The sequence below is a fragment of the Georgenia sp. Z1344 genome (genome assembly GCF_057652375.1).
Map to the genome: position 1 here is coordinate 3,092,021 of NZ_CM172728.1, position 17,133 is coordinate 3,109,153.

The window sequence follows — 17,133 nt, forward strand, 5'->3', positions numbered from 1 at the left end:
GTGCTCCTCAGGTGGTGGGGACGTGGGGATGGACGGCGACGACGAGGCGGTGGGTGCGCGCCCCGTCGGCGTCGGGGGAGTGGTAGCGCCGCACCAGGTCGGTGACGGCACCCTCGAGCTCGCGGGCGAACGCCGCCCGGTCGGCTGCGGACGCGAACCGGACCTCGCCGTCGACGGCCCAGGTCGCCACCTGCGTCCCGGTCCGGCGGGCACCGGTGACGAGCGCCCCGACGTCGCGCACGAGACGGGCGGCGAGGGCGATCAGCCAGGCGGCCGAGACGCGGTCGGGGGAGCGGGTCGGGTCGGGCTCGACGGCGGCGAGGGCGGCCGGCGAGATGACGAAGGACGCGGACCGCGCGCGCAGCACCCGCTCGGTGAAGTTGCCCCGCCGGCGCTCCTCGACGAGCTCGACGAGCCCGTGCTGCTCGAGCACCTTGAGGTGGTAGTTGACCTTCTGTCGCGGGAGACCGAGCCGGGTGGCCAGGGTCGTCGCCGAGCCCGGCTCCGCGAGCGCGGCGAGGAGCCGGGTGCGGACAGGGTCGAGCGAGACCGCGGCTGCTGCCGGGTCATCGATGATCTCGACGTCGTGCATGGACCCAGGGTCGCCTTGACAGGAAAATCTGTCAAGACCTAGATCGGGTCCTCGACGTAGCTTCCGCCGGCCGACTCCACCAGGTCCGCGAGCGTGTCGAGCTCGGTGCGCAGCTGTCCCTCGGGCTCGTCGAACCACCGGCACGTCACCGCCGGCGTGCCCGCCGGTGATGCGTCGAACCGGCACCCCGAGCCCACCTCCGCCCCGGCGTCGACGAGGGCCGCCTCGACCGCGTGGGTCTGGTCGACGACCTCGGCCCAGGCCGGGTCGTCCATCGCCCCGTCGAGCGTCGTCGGCACAAGGACGGCGATCTCGTCGGGGTAGCGGACGAGGACGTTGCCGCCCGCGTCCTCCCCTTCGGGGTCGACCTCGGCGTCGAGCGCGGCCGTCGGCGGAAGGACCTCGAGGAGATCGCCGTGCCAGTCGGCGCCGGGTTCGACGCGCAGCTGCGTGGCCACCGAACCGCGATCCTCGACGATGTCGGCGACGACCCCGTCGGCGGCGCCGGCGAGCTCGACGAGCCGCTCCACGGTCGCGCGCCCGAGCGGCTCGGGAAACCCGCTGACGTACACCTGGGCGGCCGGGTCATCGCTGGTGAGCACGAGGATGGACCCCTCGCCGACGTCGTCGTGCGCGTGCCAGGTCTCGAGCGAGGCAAGGACCGGGTCGACGCCGAAGCCCGACATCGCGACGATCATCTGCGTCGAGTCCGGGCCCGCGGAGGAGTCCGGCGCCACCGCGGCGATGCCCGGGATGTCGCACAGCGCCTCGGCCGCGACGACCGCCGGGCGGGCGCCTTCGTCGGACCCGCTCTCCGACCCGCTCTCCGACGCCGACCCGGAGGAGCTCTCGCCCGTCGCGACTCGGCACGGCGCCTCTCCCTCCGCCGCGCCATCGGCAGTCGCGCCGTCGTCGGAGTCGTCCGAGCCGCACGCGGCCGCCGTGGCCGCGAGGAGGATCCCCGCGCAGGCGGTGGCGAGGGATCGGCGGGGCGTGCGCGACATGCGGGCTCCAGGACGGTCGGGAGGACGGAGCGCCCAGGGTGCCGCACCCAGGGGCCGGCGGGGGCGCGTGGGGGCGGGATGTGCTCCCCATGGTGGGCGGTGCGAATGTGGGGGTTTCGCCGTGAACGGCCGGGCGGGCGTCGGGACCTGGCCTCCTACACTGGCGGCTCGCCCACCCCGAGGAGTTGTCATGGTCGCGCCCGATCTCCTGCGCACCGTCCGAGCGGTCAGCCTCGACGTCGACGGCACCATCTCCGGCGACGACCACCAGGTCGCCCCCCGCACGATCGAGGCCGTCGGACGGATCGTCGAGCTCGGCGTGCCGGTCTTCCTGCTCACCGATCGGGCACGAGCGAACACGCTCGGCCTCGCCCGCGACCTCGGCCTGACCAACATCGTCACGAGCGACAACGGCGCGGTCCTCCTCGACCCGGTGACCGGCGAGGACGTCGCGGTGCGGCCGATGGATCCCGCCCACGTGCGCGCGCTCGTCGAGCTCGCCGCGGAGCTGGCCCTCGACATCACGTGGTGGACGACCGCGGCGATCTACGTCGAGCGCGAGGGGGCCGCCGCGGACCTGCTCCGGCAGCTCAACGGCGATCTCGTGCAGGTCGGCGACACGGCCGACCTCCCCGACGCGGTCACCAAGGTGATGTTCTTCGGGACCCGCGAGCAGCTCGACGCCGTGGACGGGGCCGTCCGCTCCCGGTTCCCCGACACCACGCGGTCGATGGACACGTTCTTCGAGTTCGTCGACTCGGCCGCGACCAAGTGGAACGCGCTGACGGAGATGCTCGCCCGGCACGAGATGGGAGCCGAGCACTGCCTCGGAATGGGCGACGGCGGGAACGACGTCGAGTGGCTGGGCCGCATCGGTGTTCCGATCGCCATGGGCAACGCGCGCGCCGAGGTCAAGGAGGTGGCGATCGACGTGACCGCCACGAACGCCGAGCACGGCGTCGCCCTCGTCCTCGAGGCGCTGGCCGACGAGCTGACGAACGCGCCCACGGCCGTCTCCGACGACTGAGCTGACCCGGGGCAGCCGGGTCGACCCGACGAACGGGTCGACCCCGGCCGACCGGCCGTCTCAGGCGGCGACCGGCTCCGGCGCCTCGACCGGCAGCTCGCCCGCCAGCCCGAGCCGCGCGAGTGCGTCCGGGCGGAATCCCTTGACCACGAGCCACACCCCGAGCGAGCCCTCCCACGCCGCGATCGGCAGCGCGGCTGCCGCGGCGAGCCAGGAGATCTGGTCGGAGAGCCCGAAGATCGTGGCGGTCGCCGACGCGAGCAGCAGCGGTGCGCCGATGAGGCCCATCGCCGGGATGATCCGCGGCACGAGCCCGGTGGCGTAGAGGATCGACCCCAGGCAGAGTCCGCTGATCGCGGGGATGATCCCGGGGCCCACGAGGAAGGTCCAGTCGTGCACGGCCACGAGCGCGGCGTGGACGGAGGTCAGCGCGTCGTCGTCGAGCCCGGAGACGTCACGCAGCGTGATGATCGAGAGGATCGTGAGGACGCCCACCGCGATGAGGGCGGCCTCCATCGTGCGGGCAGCGACGAACCCGAGCGCGAGGCCTTCGTTGCGCCGCCGGACCACCGGGTAGAGCGCGACGGCGGTGCCGATGCAGGCGGCGGCGAGCAGGATCTCGCTCAGCGCGCCCCACACCGGCAGGGGGCTCGACGCGTCGCCGAGGACGAATGCCGCGTCGAGGGCCGGCGCCTTGAGTGCGACGGCCGGGATCGAGGTGACGAAGGTGAGCAGGTAGAGCGCGCCGGCGACGATCGCGGTGCGACGGTGCGTGGGCATGGGGGCCTCCGGGGGCGGACGGTGGTGTACGGCGTACACCGCTCATGCGAAATCTAGGGTGTACGGTGTAGACCCGTCAAGCAGGAGGTGGCCGTGCGGACAGCACTGACCAGGGAGAGGGTGCTCGCGCGAGCCGTCGAGCGGGCCGACGCGGAGGGCGTCGACGCACTGAGCATGCGCACGCTCGCCGCCGAGCTCGGCGTCACCCCGATGGCCCTCTACAAGCACGTCGCGAACAAGGACGACCTCCTGGACGCGATGATCGACGACGTCGTCGCCACCTTCGCGGCCGCGCCGCACCCGGGACCGGCCGACGACGACTGGCGCGCCCGCGTGCGCGCCCGCGTGCTCGCCGCCCGAGCCGCGCTGCTCGACCACCCCTGGGCTCCGCAGGTCATCGAGTCGCGCACGACCGCCTCGCCGGTGGTGCTCGACCACATGAACGCGCTCATGGGCGACCTGCTCGGGGGCGGGCTCACCGCCGACCTCACCCACCACGCGATGCACGTGCTCGGCAGCCGCATGTGGGGCTTCACGCAGGAGGTGTTCCCGACCCCTCGGGTACCCGACGACCCCGGCGAGCGCGACGCGTTCCTTGCCGCGGCGGGCGAGCGGTACCCGCACATCATGACGATCTCGGCGGCCGCGTCCCACGACTCCGTCACCGCGATCGGTTGCGACGACCAGGCCGAGTTCGAGCTCGCCCTCGACCTCCTGGTCGACGGGATCGAGCGCCTGCACGCGTCCGGCTGGAGCTCGACCGCCGCCTAGGTGTCGTGCCGAGGTGCGGCCGACGGATCCCCGCCGGAGCGCGCGAGGAGCGCCGCGATCCCCGTCGTCACCGGGATCGCGAGGACGAGCCCGATCGAGGAGACGAGCGTGCGGACGACCTCCTCGGCGATCTCCCCGGCCATGAGGGTGTCGACCACGGGGCGCTCGACCAGTGACGCGAGCATGATGAGCGGAAGCGCGGTTCCGACGTAGGCGAACGCGAGCGTGTAGACGGTCGAGGCGATGTGGTCACGGCCGATGCGCATGCCCTGGACGAAGAGTCGCCGCCTCGGCGCACCGGGGCTCGCCGCGGCCAGCTCCCACACCGCGGAGGCCTGGGTGATCGTCACGTCGTTGAGCGCGCCGAGGCCGGCCACGACGATGCCGCACAGCAGGAGATCGCTGAGCGTGAGGCCCGCGAACTGCTGGTGGAGCATGATCGCGTCCTCGCTCGATCCGGTGAGGTTCGCGGCCCCCGTCGCCCACACGGCGAGGACCACAGTGATGGCGAGGCCCACGTAGGTGCCGAGCAGCGCCGTCGTCGTGCGGATCGATATCCCGTGGGCGAGGTAGACGGCGATGAACATCATCGCCGAGGAGCCCACGAGCGCCACGAGGATCGGCGAGGAGCCGGCCATGAGCGCCGGCAGCATGAACACCGCGACGACGCCGAGCGAGGCGAGCAGCCCGAGCACCGCGGCGAGGCCCCGCCAGCGGGCCACGGCGAGTACGGCCGCGAGGTAGAGGACGGCGAGCCAGCCGACCGGCGCCTCGCGGTCGAAGTCCCAGAACGAGTACAGGGTCCCGGTCCCGATGTTCTGTGGCATGTACAGCAGCAGGACGTCGTCCCCGGCGTCGATCTCCTCGGCGACCGACGGGTGCGGGGAGGCGACGGTCGCCTCGTAGCCGTCGTGGCCGCCGCCCGTGACCTCGACGCGGAACTCGGCGGCCTCCGGGCTCGCGGGCGGCGCGAGCACGGTGCCCGTGACGACCTCGGTGCCGTCCCCGGTCAGCGGGATCGAGCCCATCGGCGAGTCGCCGCTCGGCCACAGGGCGACGAGCCCGACGACCGTCGCCACGAGCAGGGGCAGGACGAGGGCGGAGAGCAGCGTCCGGACCCGCCGGACGCGACCCGCGGGCAGCTCCGGCGGGTCGGTGGAGTGGGAGTGCGACACGGGGACATGGTCGCCCGTGCCGGGTCGGACGGGAAATCTCGTGGAGGCGGCGACGGCCCGGCCATACGGTTCCCGCATGCCACTGCACGCGACGACGGCGTCGCCCGAACGGTTCGCCCGCCTCGACCGGGACCCCGACGAGGATCTTGCGCGCGTCCGGCGGGTGATCGCGGCGGGACGGGTCGCTCCGGACGACCTGGTCGTGGTCGCGGACGACTCCGGCGACGTGGGCCGGGCGTTCCTCATGACGCTCGAGGACGGCACGCGTGTCGCGCAGGCGTTCCGCCTCGTCGACACCCACCCCGAATCCATCGAGGTCGTCCGACTCCTCCTCGACGCGGTCGCCGCGCGGGCCGCAGCGGGCGGCGCCGACCGTGTGCACGCCGTCGTCACCGACGACGAGCCCGCACCGGCAGCGCGGCGGGCGGCGCTGGCGGCCGCCGGCTGGCTGCCCGACGGCGACCGGCTCGAGCTCTCCGCCCTGCCGGCACCGGGCGACCTGCCGCCCGGCGTGGTCGAGGTCGACCCGACGGACAATGCCGTGCTCGACGTGCTCGCCGCCGCGATGGCGGACAGCCTCGACGACTACGACCGCGACCAGGTCGCCGAGCTCGGCCCGGCCGCGGCGGCCCGCGCCTACCGCGACATGCTCGTCTCGTCCGGCAACGGCACGGCGCCGTGGCTCGGCCACGTCGCCGGGTCCGACCTGAAGGGCGTGGCCGCGCTCGAGGGCTTCGACACCGACTGGTGCCTCGGGTACCTCGGCGTCGTCCCGCCCGCCCGCCGCCGCGGCGTCGGGGCCGCGCTGACCGCGGCGATGCTCTCCCAGACGGCACGCGCCGAGGTCCCGCTGGCGACCGCGAGCGTCGCTGTCGGCAACACCCCCGTCCGAGCCACGCTCGAGCGACGTGGCTTCACCGTGCGCACACGTCGGACGGACTTCGTGCGGCACCTCGGCCCGTCGGCGCCGGGTGCCGCCCCGACCGCTCCGGTGACCGAGCGGTCCTAGGCTCACGGACATGCGCACGAACGGGTACGGCCGCCTCCAGGTCGTCGCCGGCCCGATGTTCTCCGGCAAGTCCGAGGAGCTGCTCCGCCGGGTCCGGCGCGCGCGGCTCGCCGGCCTGGAGGTCGTCCTCGTCAACCACGCGTGGGACGAGCGGTACGGCACGGGCGAGGTCAGCTCGCACACGGGGCTCTCGCTCGGATCGACGTCGGCCACCGACGTGCCCGGCCTGCTCGCGGCCGTCGGGGACCGCGCCCCCGACCTGCTCGCCGTCGACGAGGCCCAGTTCTTCGGCCCCGACGTCGTCCCCGCCCTCGAGGCGGTGCTGCGGCGCGGGACCACCGTCGTCGTCGCCGGGCTGTCCGTGACGTTCGACGGTCGCCCGTTCGAGCCGCTGCCCACCCTCATGGCGATCGCCGAGGACGTCACCCGGCTGACCGCGGTGTGCGGGGTATGCGGCGCCGACGCGGTGTTCCACCAGCGGATCCGGGCCGGCTCGGGCGGGGACCCGCTCGACGGCACCGCGGCGCACGTCGGCGGGACCGAGACCTACGCGGCGCGCTGCCGGCGCCACCACGAGCCCTGAGACCGCGGCCCGGTCCGACCGGCCGTCCCGAGTACCCTCGGCCCATGCCCACCCCGCTCGCCGACGTCGTCGACGCCGTCCACCGGCACTACCCGCCGGGTACCGCGGAGGAGTGGGACGCCGTCGGGCTCGTCGTCGGCGACACGGCCGCCCCGGTGACGCGCGTCCACCTCGCCGTCGACCCCACCGAGGAGGTCGTCGAGGAGGCGCTCGGGCTCCGCGCGGACCTCCTGTGGGTGCACCACCCGCTCTTCCTCAAGGGCACGACGACGGTCGCCACCTCGAGCGACAAGGGTCGCCTCGTCCACCGGCTCGTCTCGGGCGGGTGCGCGCTGCTCACCTCGCACACGAACGCGGACGTCGCGGTCGACGGCGTGTCCCACGCGCTCGCCGACCTGCTCGGCCTCACCGGCCAGCGCCCGCTCGTCCCGTCCGGCGGGGCGCCCGCGACCCTCGTGGTCCACGTCCCGCGTACGCACACGAGCGAGCTGCTCGACGCGCTCGCCGGCGCCGGGGCGGGCCGGCAGGGCAACTACGAGCGCGCGGCCTTCACCTCGCCCGGCACCGGCACGTTCCGCCCGCTCGACGGCGCGACGCCCGCGATCGGCGCCGTCGGCGAGACCGAGGTGGTCGAGGAGGACCGGCTCGAGATCCTCGTCCCCGCCGGTGCCGAGGGAGCTGTCCTCGCCGCGCTGCGCGCCGCCCACCCCTACGAGGAGCCCTCCTTCGCCCTCCTGCGACACGCGGGCGGTCCGGTCGGGGCGACGACCGGCCACGGCCGCGTCGGTGAGCTTCCCGCGCCGACGAGCCTCGACGCGTTCGCCGCGCTCGCCGCCGACCGCCTGCCGGCCACGCCCGCGGGGCTCACCGTGGGCGGCGACCTCGACGCCGAGGTCCGCACGGTCGCCGTCTCCGGCGGGTCCGGGGACGCGTTCCTCGCGGACGCACGCCGCGCGGGAGCCGACGTCTACCTCACCGCCGACCTGCGCCACCACCCGTCCTCCGAGCACCTCGCGGGCGGCCGGCCCTACCTCGTCTCCGCCACGCACTGGGCCACGGAACGCCCCTGGCTCGACGTGGCCGCCGGACTCCTGCGCGCGGAGGGCCTCGAGGTCACCGTCTCCGACCTCGTCACCGACCCGTGGACCGCGCGCCACCCCGCCCCCAGCCCCGAAGGGAACTGACGTGCCCACCGCACCGCTCGTCGACCAGCTCAAGCTGCTCGACCTCCAGGACATCGACACCGCGATCGCCAAGCTCGGCCACGAGCGCCGCTCGCTGCCCGTGCTCGAGCACATCACCCAGCTCACCGGCCGCGCCGGCGACCTGCACGACGAGCTCGTCCTCGCCACCTCCGCCGCCGGCGACGCGCGCCGGGCGCTGACCAAGGCCGAGGCCGACGTCGAGCAGGTCCGCAGCAGGGCCGCGCGCAACCAGACCCGCCTCGACTCCGGCGAGGGCCTGTCCCGCGAGCTCGTCGCCCTCCAGGAGGAGATCGCGCACCTCGCCGGGCGCCAGGCCGTCCTGGAGGAGGCCGAGCTCGAGGCGATGGAGACCTCCGAGGCGGCCGACGCCCGGGTCGCGGCTCTCCAGGAGCAGTCTGCCTCCGTGGCCACCGACCTCGAGTCCCTCGGCGCCGAGCGGGACGCCGCCTTCGCCCGGATCGACGCCGACGTCACCGCCCGCCAGGCCGAGCGCGACGCCGTCGCCGCCTCCCTGCCGACGGTGCTGATGGACGAGTACGAGGCCGCGCGCCGCCAGACCGGTGGGCTCGGTGCGGTCGCCGTCCGCGGGCACCGGGCCGAAGGCGTCAACGTCGACTTCACCCTCGCCGAGCAGTCGCTCATCGACGCCGCCGCCGAGGACGAGATCCTGATCAGCGAGGACCACGGGTTCCTCCTCGTGCGCGTGGGGGACCGGCGATGACCCGCAGGCTCCTCATCCACACCGACGGCGGCGCGCGCGGCAACCCCGGTCCCGCCGGCTACGGCTCGGTCGTGACGGACGCGGAGTCCGGTGAGCTCCTCGCCACGCGCAGCGGCTGGCTCGGCGAGACGACGAACAACGTGGCCGAGTACACCGCGCTCGTCGAGGGGCTGCGGGCCGCGGCCCGGATCGACGCCGACGCCGAGGTCGAGGTGCGCGCCGACTCCAAGCTCGTGGTCGAGCAGATGTCCGGCCGGTGGAAGATCAAGCACGAGGACATGCGCCGGCTCGCCCTCGAGGCCCGCGACGCGTTCCCCGCCCACCGCGTGCGCTACACGTGGATCCCGCGGGCGCAGAACTCCGCGGCCGACGCCCTGGCGAACAAGGCGATGGACGACCGCGCCGACGCCTCGACCGACGAGTGGCTGACGAGCCTCGCCCCGACGGCGGAGCTCGGCTCCGAGTCCGACGACGCCTGGCCGGGAACGCCCGACGCGGACGAGTCGACAACCGACGACGGCCACATGCCCGACGACGAACCACAGGCACTGTTCGACGTCGGGCTCACGGACCCCGGGGCCGACGGCGCGAGCCGGGCAACCGCCTCGGCCGCAGCAGTCGCCCCGGCGTCGGCGCCGACCGGCGGGGCGACGCGCGTGTACCTCATCCGGCACGGCGTCACCGAATGGACCGTGGCGGGGCGGCAGAGCGGCTCCGACACGCCCGGCCCGGACCTCACGGACCTCGGCCGCGAGCAGGCCCGCAACGCCGGCGCCCTGCTCGCGCGGCTCGCCGCGAACGACGGCGTCGACCTGTCCACCGCCGAGGTGCGGGTCTCGCCGATCGTGCGGACCCGGCAGACCGCAGAGGAGGTCGTCCGCGCCGCCGGGCTCCCGGAGCCGACGGTCGACGACCGCCTGCGCGAGGTGGCCTTCGGTGAATGGCACGGCCTGACGGAGTCGGAGATCGACGAACGGTGGCCCGGCGAGCTCGCCCGCTGGCGCTCCGACGCCGACGCGACCCCGCCGGGCGGGGAGTCCCACCGCCAGGTCGGCGCTCGGGCGGCCCGCGTCCTGTCGGAGGTCGCGGGCACCGGCTCGCGGGCCGTCGTCGTCGTCACCCACTCGGTCGTCACGCGCGCGTCGGTCGCTCTCGTCGCGAGCATCGCGAACGACGGCTGGGGCCGCGTCCGCGTCCGGCCGGGCTCGGTCACGCTCCTCGAGGTCGACGGCCTCGACGCGAACGGCCGCCTGACCGGTCAGGTCACCTACGTAGGCGCGCCCTCGGAGTCCGTCGCCTGAGCCTCACGGCCGCTGGGTGAGCACGAGCGTGAGCTCGGCGGCGCCCCCATTGCGGGCGGGCGGCTCGAGCTCGACGTCGGTGAGCGTCCAGGTGGTGCGTTCGACTCCCTTGCGCGGCGCGGCCGCCGCCTCGCGGACGGTCCCGACGAGCTCGCGGGCGGCGCCGGCCAGCTCCTCCGCGCTCGCCGGCTCGGGGGCCTCCCGCCGCAGGAGGTGCCCGACCAGCAGGCCCCGGAACCACTTGGCGTCGTGGGAGACCACGGAGCGCCGGCCGTCGCGCACGGTGACGGCGCCGACCTCGACGTCGTCGGCGGCGGGCGGCACCTTCCACATCGCCCGGTAGCCGCCGGAGCGGCAGTCGACGACGAGCTCGCCCTCGGCGCGGGCGTCGAGCTCCGCCGCCATCGGCCCGCGCCAGAACGCCCCGAGGCCGTCGAGGCCGGGCAGCGTCGCGGTCATCCCGAGGCGGTAGGCGGGGATCGGGTCGGCGGGGGAGAGCGCACCGAACGCGCCGGACATCACCAGCACGTCGCGGTCCGCCCGCGCGCGGGCCTCGCCAGTCAGGTCCGCGATGCCCGCGCGGTCGAACAGGACGCCGGTGAAGACCCGGTCGGCGCGCGCAGTCGGGAGCTCCGACAGCCGCTGCTGGGCCGCGACCTCGTCCCGGGCGCCTGCGGGCGCGCGCAGCACCTCGAGGGCGTCGGGGCGGCCGCTGACCTGCGCGAGGGTGGTGAGCACCTCCGTGCGCGCACCGGTGAGTCCCGGGAGCGAGAGGGCGGCGAGATCGAGCGGAGGTCCGTCGTCGGGGGCGGTCTTGCCCTCGGAGGGCGGAAGGAGCACGAGCACCACGGGAGCGTACTCGGGCACATCGCCGCGTCACCGCGCGGTCCGACGGGTAGACTCCCGCGTTGCGGAGGAGTCGGCCGGGCGGCCGCGTTGCCCCAGGGCACCGAGGAACGTCCGGGCTCCGAAGGGCAGGGTGGTGGGTAACGCCCACCCGGGGTGACCCGCGGGACAGTGCCACAGAAAGCAGACCGCCCCGCAAGGGGTAAGGGTGAAACGGTGGGGTAAGAGCCCACCAGCGCCACGGGCGACCGTGGCGGCTCGGCAAACCCCACCCGGAGCAAGACCAGACAGCAGGCGTTCGAGGGCGGCCCGTCCGATGCCTGCGGGTAGGTCGCTGGAGGCGCGCGGCAACGCGCGTCGTAGATGGATGGTCGCCACCGGCGGGTTCGCCCGCCGGGACAGAACCCGGCGTACAGGCCGACTCCTCCGCCCCTCAGGGCTCGAGCACGTACCCGTTGGACGAGTGGTTGACCGCGATCACCCAGTTGCCCTCCTCGACGAGGTGCTCGGGCAGGCACAGGACGAGGTTTCCTTCGACCTCCCCGCCGTCGGCGATGGGCTCGGCGTAGAAGAGGTCGTCCGGCGCGACCGCCGACGTGGCCCCGTAGACCTCGCCGGTCCGGCGAACCCAGTACACGAGCAGCGAGGCGAACGGCGTGAAAGCACTGCTGGTCTCCGCCGTCACGCGTACGCGCTGGGTGACGTAGACGTGCCCCTCAGGTGGCGGCGGGTTCCCGGCGTCGTGCGCGAGCACGTCCTCGGTGGCGTCCCAGTCCGTGGGGCCCACGAGCTGCGCGGTGATCTGCTCCTGGGTGAGGTCGATCGTCCACGACAGGACCGAGATCCGGCCGAACGGGTCGACGTTCGCCAGCGCGAGGTCGTCGAGCATCGCGATCGGCTCGGTGTTCGTCGGGATGCCGTCGGGCCCGGTGTGGGCGGCCTCGTCCTGGCCGGGCGGGAACGTGTCGGCGGGAATCAGCCCGGCCAGGCCGTCGTCGTCCTCGGGTGCGTCCGTCCCGGTCTCGTCGGGGACGTCGGACGGGTCGGGCGTCTCGTTCTCCTGCTCCGCGCCCGCCTGGCCACCGCCCTCGGGGTCCCCGCCGGGGACGGACGGCGGCTCGACGTCGAACTTTCCCGGTGCCTCCTCCTCGCGGGCCGCGGGCTCACGGAGCACGAACGCCCAGATCGCCACCGCGACGAGCGCGACGCAGGTCGAGGCCGCCACCGCGGCGGGGCCGGCGCGCGTGTACCAGGGGGACGACGGCACGGGCTCCGGCGGGGGTGCCGGTGCCGGGGGAGAGGAGGCCGCGGTGGGTGGCGACCCGGCGGCCGAGGTGCTCGATCCCGCCGAGCCGGCCGACGGCCCGTACTGCGCGCCCACGGCTCCGTGGGATGAGGGCGTGAACCGGGGTGTGCTCGGGAGCGGGGCCGGCTGCCGGTGGTCCTGAGCGGCCGCGAGTCCGTACGCCGCCGATGTCGCCGCGCCCGTGAGGACCGGTGCGCCGGGCCCGCCGCCGTGGCTCCGCGTCCGGTCCCGCTCGGGCGACCACGCCTGCGTCTGGAGGAGGCTGTCCTCCGTGTCTCCCACGGACGCCCTGACGGACCGCAGACGGGTCGCCTCGGGATCGCCGCCCGGTCCGCCGTCGGGCGGGTCCATCGTGCCCGAGCGACCCACGGGGTCGACGATCCACATCTGCCAGCCGTGCGGGGCGGGAGGCCAGCGCGGGTCCGGGCGCCAGCCGACGGGCGGCATGAAGTCCGGCGGCACGTGCCAGCCAGGGGGCGGGTTGAACCGCGGCACGTCGCCTCCTCGGCCTTGCGCTGGGTCGGACCGGCCGGGCGCGTGCCCGACCGATCACGAGGTTACGCGGGCAGGCCGCCGTCGTGGCCGATCCGGTCGGGGAGGGGTCCCCGACCCCGCGGGTGGGTCAGCGCGCGAGCTCGACCGCGCGATAGGCGGCGCCGACGATGCCCGCGTTGTTGCGGAGCTCGGCGGGCACCATCGGGGCGCGCGTCTCGATGAGCGGGAGGAACTTCTCGTGCTTCCGGCTCACGCCGCCGCCCACGACGATGAGGTCGGGGGAGAACAGCTTCTCGACCACCTCGTAGTAGCGCTGGAGTCGCTTTGCCCACTTCGGGTAGGACAGGCCCTCTCGCTCACGGACGGCGGAGGAGGCGTGGGACTCGGCGTCGCGCCCGTCGATCTCGAGGTGCCCGAGCTCGGTGTTGGGCACGAGGATGCCGTCGACCAGCAGCGCCGACCCGATTCCCGTGCCGAGCGTCGTCAGCAGGACGACTCCGTCGACGCCCTTGGCGGCGCCGTAGTGGGCCTCGGCGACCCCGGCGGCGTCGGCGTCGTTCATCGCGACGATCTCGCGGCCGAGCTCCCTGCGGACCTCGTCCTCGATGTTCATGCCGACCCAGCTCTGGTCGAGGTTCGCCACGAACGGGAACCCGCCGTGCAGCACGGGGGCGGGGAACGTGAGGCCGACCGGGACGTCGTCGTCCTCCTCGAACTCGGCCAGCAGGCGGCCGAGGACCTCGATGACGGCCGCCGGGGTCGAGGGCTGGGGGGTCGGGATCTTCACGCGGTCGGTCGTCAGCTGCCCCGTGGAGAGGTCGACCGGGGCGCCCTTGATCCCGGAGCCGCCGATGTCGATGCCGAACGCGAGCTGGTTCGTGGCCATATGGGTTCCTTCACCGTCGAAAAGAAGGGGGTCGTGCAGGACTCTAGGCGAGAGTAAGGATCTCCGGGCCGTCGCCCGTGATGAGGATGGTGTGCTCCCACTGCGCGGACCGCGAGCGGTCCTTCGTCACGACGGTCCAGCCGTCGTCCCACTGCTCGCCGTCCGGCTCGCCGAGGGTGAGCATGGGCTCGACGGTGAAGACCATCCCCTCGACGATCACGTCGTCGAACTGGGGCGCCGAGTCGTAGTGCGGGATGATGAGGCCCGAGTGGAACGCCTCGCCCACCCCGTGGCCCGTGAAGTCGCGGACCACGCCGTAGTCGAACCGCCTGGCGTAGGACTCGATGACGCGGCCGATGACGTTGACCTCCCGGCCGGCGCGCGCCGCCCTGATGCCGCGGTGCATGGCCTCCTTCGTCCGCTCGACGAGCAGGCGAGACTCCTCGTCGACGTCGCCGACCAGAGCCATGACCGACGCGTCCCCGTGGACGCCGCCGACGAAGGCCGTGATGTCGATGTTGACGATGTCCCCGTCCTCGAGGACCGTCGAGTCGGGGATGCCGTGGCAGATCGTCTCGTTGATCGACGTGCACAGCGACTTCGGGAAGCCCTGGTAGTGCAGCGAGGACGGGTAGGCGCCCTGTGCGAGAAGGAACTCGTGACCGATCCGGTCGATCTCGTCCGTGGTGATCCCCGGGCGCACGGCCTCGGCGGTCAGCTCGAGCGCCTGCGCGGCGATCCGGGACGCCGTGCGGATGCGCTCGATCGTCGCCGGGCTCTTGACCTCGCCGGCGGTCACCCGCTCGGGACCGGTGCGGCCGACGTACTCCGGGCGCTCGATCGAGGAGGGGACCTCGCGGACGGGGGAGACGGTTCCCTTGGTGAGGGTGCCCCGCGGGGCGCGATCGGCGAGCATGGTTCCCGAGTCTACGGACCGTGGACGAGCGAGCGAGACCGAGGAGTCGACATGAGCACCGGCGAGTACTGGTTCAACCTGCGCACGCACGCGGTCGAGGAGGGGCCGGAGTCGCCGGCGGCCGACCGGATGGGCCCCTACGCGACCCCGGAGGCGGCCGCCGCAGCCCTGCAGAGCGCGGCCGAGCGCAACGAGGAGGTCGACGCCGAGGAGGAGGAGTGGAACGCCTGGGACGACGACGCCGAGGAGGAGAACGAGGAGCGGCGCTGACCGGGCGACACCGGACAGCTCCGGGTCAGACGGCGGCGCCGACCGGCGTCGTCGTCGCGACCGGGAGCCACCGCCACGCCAGCCACCCGATGACGAGCACCCAGGCGATGCCGACGACGATGAGCAGGTTGTCGTACGCCCCGGGGTAGGGCAGGCCCAGCACGTTGAACAGCGCGAGACCCACGGCGACGACGACCGTCACCCACCTCAGCGGCCCGGCCGGGACGAGCAGCGAGACCATGACCATGACGATCGGCACGAGCATGATGAGCGCCGCGCCCACCCACGCACCGCCGCTCACGGTCTGGCCGCCCATCTGCCCGGGCTCGGCGTCCCCGGCGAAGATCCGCAGGACGTCGCCGAGCAGGTAGACGAGCATGAGGCAGACCCACGCGGCGGCGAGGACGACCCGCTCGCCCTCGACGATCACGATGCGGCCCCGTCCTCGGTCGCCGCAGGGCCGTGCGGCGTGACGACGAGGTTGCCGACCTTGTGGCCGGAGTCGATCCGCCGGTACGCCTCGACGACCGCCTCGAGCCCGCCCATGACCTCGACGACCGGGTCGAGCTCGCCGCGCGCGAGGAGGTCGAGGGTGTCGGTGACGATCCGGGCGTTCTCCGGCGTCGTGCCGCCGTGGACCTGCTTGGCGGGCAGGAGGGCGGCCAGGCTCCCGACGACGACGAGCAGGCGCCCGTCGCCGGTGAGCAGCCGCCGTCCCGCGCTGCGGGAGAGGTTGCCGACGGCGTCGAGGACGACGTCGAACCGCTCCGTCAGCTCGGTGACCGGCGTGGTCCGGTAGTCGACGACCGCCGCCGCCCCGAGACGTCGCACGAGGTCGGCGTTGCCGGCGCTGGTGACGGCCGTGACGCGGGCGCCCAGGTGGCGGGCGACCTGGACGGCGCTCGTGCCGACCGCGCCCGAGGCCCCGTTGACGAGGACGCTCTCGCCGGCCTGAACCTGGCCGAGGTCGCGCAGGAAGTGCAGGGCGGTCGTGCCGCCGAAGAGGACCGCCGCGGCGTCGACGTCGCTGACGCCCTCGGGCACGTGGGCGACGGCCTTTGTGCGTACCCGAACGTGCTCGGCGTGGGTGCCCATGCGGAAGCCGGACATCCCGGCGACCCGGTCGCCGGGCGAGAACCCGTCGACGTCGGCCCCGGTCTTCTCGACGACGCCGGCGAACGAGTTGCCGAGCACCTGGATGCGGGGGCCGCGGATCCCCATCGCCAGCCGTGCCGGCACGGTGAAGCCGGGTGGGAACGTGCCCGAGCGGAGGCGGGCGTCCCCGGCGGTGACCGCAGCGGCCTCGACGCGCACGAGGATCTCGTCCGCGCGCGGCTCGGGGAACGGGCGCCGGGTGACGACGGCGTGCGTGGGTGGTCCGTACCTGTCGACGACGACGGCTCTCATGGGAACCCCTTACGTGTGTAAGCCTGTGGTGGAAGAGTAGCCTTACGGGTGTAAGTGGACAAGAGGTGCCGCGTGGAGACTTCGACGCGGGGCCGGGAGGGGGAGGACCACCGATGCGGGAGCCGTTGAGCGTGGCCCGGATCGTCGGGGCGGCCGTCGAGGTGGCCGATCGCGACGGGCTCGCGGCGGTGAGCATGCGCAGCGTCGCGCGCGAGCTGGGGGTGGAGGCGATGTCGCTCTACCACCACGTCGCGGGCAAGGACTCGCTGCTCGACGCCCTCGCCGACCGCGTGTACGAGCAGGTCGAGCTGCCTGAGGCGGCATCCGGCTGGCGCGAGGGGACGGAGGCGCGGGCGCACTCGCTGCGCTCCGTCCTCGCAGCGCATCCGTGGGCGCTCGGCATGGTCGACACGCGCACGACCCCCGGGCCGGCGGTGCTGCGCTACTACGACGCGACCGTCGGGCACCTGCGGGGTGCCGGCCTGTCCGCCGTCCTCGCGAGCCGTGCCTTCTCGGCGGTCGACTCCTACGTGTTCGGGTTCGTGCTCACCGAGCAGAACCTGCCGTTCGACGCGGCCTCGGGCGCGGGGGAGTTCGCCGTCGGGATGGAGCCGGCACTGGCCGAGTACCCGCACCTCGGCGCTCTCGTGCGAGACCTCATCGCCGGTGGGTACCAGTTCTCGGACGAGTTCGAGCACGGCCTCGCGCTCGTGCTCGACTCGGTGGCCGCCCGGGTGGCGGCGGGGGAGTAGGGCGCGCGGTGGGGCGCACGCCGGCCCCCGGCGCGTGGCCGGCCGGCACGACGCGGCTCCCGTCCGGGCGACGTCGGCCGGGGACGG

The 17,133-nt window shown here is 74.3% G+C and carries 19 protein-coding genes and 1 other RNA gene; 10 read left to right on the top strand and 10 right to left on the bottom strand.

What is annotated here, in order from left to right:
• Positions 1–7: 7 nt before the first annotated feature.
• Together AC24FB_RS14070 and AC24FB_RS14075 are read right to left on the bottom strand one after the other, a co-directional pair.
• A complete protein-coding gene (locus tag AC24FB_RS14070) occupies positions 8–592 on the bottom strand; it encodes an ArsR/SmtB family transcription factor (protein ID WP_425713264.1) in 585 nt (194 codons plus the stop codon).
• 38 nt (positions 593–630) lie between these two features.
• Positions 631–1,596, bottom strand: coding sequence for a hypothetical protein (locus AC24FB_RS14075; protein WP_425713265.1), 966 nt, complete (start codon positions 1,594–1,596; stop codon positions 631–633).
• A gap of 190 nt (positions 1,597–1,786) precedes the next feature.
• Here AC24FB_RS14075 and AC24FB_RS14080 point away from each other — a divergent pair, with 190 nt between their 5' ends.
• Complete coding sequence (locus tag AC24FB_RS14080; protein WP_425713266.1) at positions 1,787–2,623, top strand: HAD hydrolase family protein; 837 nt, start codon at positions 1,787–1,789, stop codon at positions 2,621–2,623.
• Positions 2,624–2,683: 60 nt separating this feature from the next.
• Here AC24FB_RS14080 and AC24FB_RS14085 read toward each other — a convergent pair whose 3' ends face one another.
• Complete coding sequence (locus tag AC24FB_RS14085) at positions 2,684–3,403, bottom strand: DUF4386 domain-containing protein (RefSeq protein WP_425713267.1); 720 nt, start codon at positions 3,401–3,403, stop codon at positions 2,684–2,686.
• Positions 3,404–3,496: 93 nt separating this feature from the next.
• Here AC24FB_RS14085 and AC24FB_RS14090 point away from each other — a divergent pair, with 93 nt between their 5' ends.
• Positions 3,497–4,174 (top strand): TetR/AcrR family transcriptional regulator, encoded by a 678-nt coding sequence (locus AC24FB_RS14090; RefSeq protein WP_425713268.1) that lies wholly within the window; start codon positions 3,497–3,499, stop codon positions 4,172–4,174.
• On the opposite strand, the gene AC24FB_RS14095 is transcribed toward AC24FB_RS14090, so the two are convergent.
• Positions 4,171–5,349, bottom strand: a complete 1,179-nt coding sequence (locus AC24FB_RS14095; protein ID WP_425713269.1) for a YibE/F family protein — start codon at positions 5,347–5,349, stop codon at positions 4,171–4,173. The genes AC24FB_RS14090 and AC24FB_RS14095 overlap by 4 nt on opposite strands.
• Positions 5,350–5,425: 76 nt before the next feature.
• On the opposite strand from AC24FB_RS14095, the gene AC24FB_RS14100 reads away from it, so the two are divergent.
• The 5 genes from AC24FB_RS14100 to AC24FB_RS14120 are packed head-to-tail and all read left to right on the top strand — an operon-like array spanning position 5,426 to position 10,168.
• The gene (locus AC24FB_RS14100) at positions 5,426–6,358 is read left to right on the top strand and encodes a GNAT family N-acetyltransferase (RefSeq protein WP_425713270.1); all 933 of its coding nucleotides are present in this window, start codon (positions 5,426–5,428) and stop codon (positions 6,356–6,358) included.
• A 10-nt stretch (positions 6,359–6,368) separates the two neighbouring features.
• Entirely contained in the window at positions 6,369–6,941 is a 573-nt protein-coding gene (locus AC24FB_RS14105; protein ID WP_425713271.1) for a thymidine kinase, read from the top strand.
• A 44-nt stretch (positions 6,942–6,985) separates the two neighbouring features.
• Positions 6,986–8,125: a Nif3-like dinuclear metal center hexameric protein gene (locus AC24FB_RS14110; RefSeq protein ID WP_425713272.1), complete on the top strand. Its 1,140-nt coding sequence runs from the start codon at positions 6,986–6,988 to the stop codon at positions 8,123–8,125.
• A gap of 1 nt (position 8,126) precedes the next feature.
• Positions 8,127–8,867 (top strand): zinc ribbon domain-containing protein, encoded by a 741-nt coding sequence (locus AC24FB_RS14115; protein WP_425713273.1) that lies wholly within the window; start codon positions 8,127–8,129, stop codon positions 8,865–8,867.
• On the top strand, positions 8,864–10,168 hold the full coding sequence (locus AC24FB_RS14120) for a bifunctional RNase H/acid phosphatase (protein ID WP_425713274.1): 1,305 nt from the start codon (positions 8,864–8,866) through the stop codon (positions 10,166–10,168). Before AC24FB_RS14115 ends, AC24FB_RS14120 begins: the two co-directional genes overlap by 4 nt.
• Positions 10,169–10,171: 3 nt before the next feature.
• Here AC24FB_RS14120 and AC24FB_RS14125 read toward each other — a convergent pair whose 3' ends face one another.
• Positions 10,172–11,014, bottom strand: a complete 843-nt coding sequence (locus AC24FB_RS14125; RefSeq protein WP_425713275.1) for a YaaA family protein — start codon at positions 11,012–11,014, stop codon at positions 10,172–10,174.
• Positions 11,015–11,083: 69 nt separating this feature from the next.
• Between AC24FB_RS14125 and rnpB the strand changes: the two genes are divergently transcribed.
• Positions 11,084–11,443, top strand: an RNA gene (gene rnpB, locus AC24FB_RS14130) — RNase P RNA component class A.
• A gap of 4 nt (positions 11,444–11,447) precedes the next feature.
• Here the strand turns inward: rnpB and AC24FB_RS14135 are convergent.
• From AC24FB_RS14135 to map, 3 genes are all read right to left on the bottom strand, one after another.
• Positions 11,448–12,815, bottom strand: coding sequence for a hypothetical protein (locus AC24FB_RS14135; protein WP_425713276.1), 1,368 nt, complete (start codon positions 12,813–12,815; stop codon positions 11,448–11,450).
• A 127-nt stretch (positions 12,816–12,942) separates the two neighbouring features.
• Positions 12,943–13,701: a polyphosphate--glucose phosphotransferase gene (gene ppgK, locus AC24FB_RS14140; protein WP_425713277.1), complete on the bottom strand. Its 759-nt coding sequence runs from the start codon at positions 13,699–13,701 to the stop codon at positions 12,943–12,945.
• 43 nt (positions 13,702–13,744) lie between these two features.
• Complete coding sequence (gene map, locus AC24FB_RS14145; RefSeq protein WP_425713278.1) at positions 13,745–14,617, bottom strand: type I methionyl aminopeptidase; 873 nt, start codon at positions 14,615–14,617, stop codon at positions 13,745–13,747.
• Between the two features lie 51 nt (positions 14,618–14,668).
• On the opposite strand from map, the gene AC24FB_RS14150 reads away from it, so the two are divergent.
• On the top strand, positions 14,669–14,887 hold the full coding sequence (locus AC24FB_RS14150) for an SPOR domain-containing protein (RefSeq protein ID WP_425713279.1): 219 nt from the start codon (positions 14,669–14,671) through the stop codon (positions 14,885–14,887).
• Positions 14,888–14,912: 25 nt separating this feature from the next.
• Here AC24FB_RS14150 and AC24FB_RS14155 read toward each other — a convergent pair whose 3' ends face one another.
• Both AC24FB_RS14155 and AC24FB_RS14160 read right to left on the bottom strand, forming a co-directional pair.
• Entirely contained in the window at positions 14,913–15,317 is a 405-nt protein-coding gene (locus AC24FB_RS14155) for a hypothetical protein (protein ID WP_425713280.1), read from the bottom strand.
• Positions 15,314–16,294 (bottom strand): NAD(P)-dependent alcohol dehydrogenase, encoded by a 981-nt coding sequence (locus tag AC24FB_RS14160; protein ID WP_425713281.1) that lies wholly within the window; start codon positions 16,292–16,294, stop codon positions 15,314–15,316. The genes AC24FB_RS14155 and AC24FB_RS14160 overlap by 4 nt, the downstream gene beginning before the upstream one ends.
• A 113-nt stretch (positions 16,295–16,407) precedes the next feature.
• Between AC24FB_RS14160 and AC24FB_RS14165 the strand changes: the two genes are divergently transcribed.
• A complete protein-coding gene (locus AC24FB_RS14165; RefSeq protein WP_425713282.1) occupies positions 16,408–17,046 on the top strand; it encodes a TetR/AcrR family transcriptional regulator C-terminal domain-containing protein in 639 nt (212 codons plus the stop codon).
• Positions 17,047–17,133: the final 87 nt, after the last annotated feature.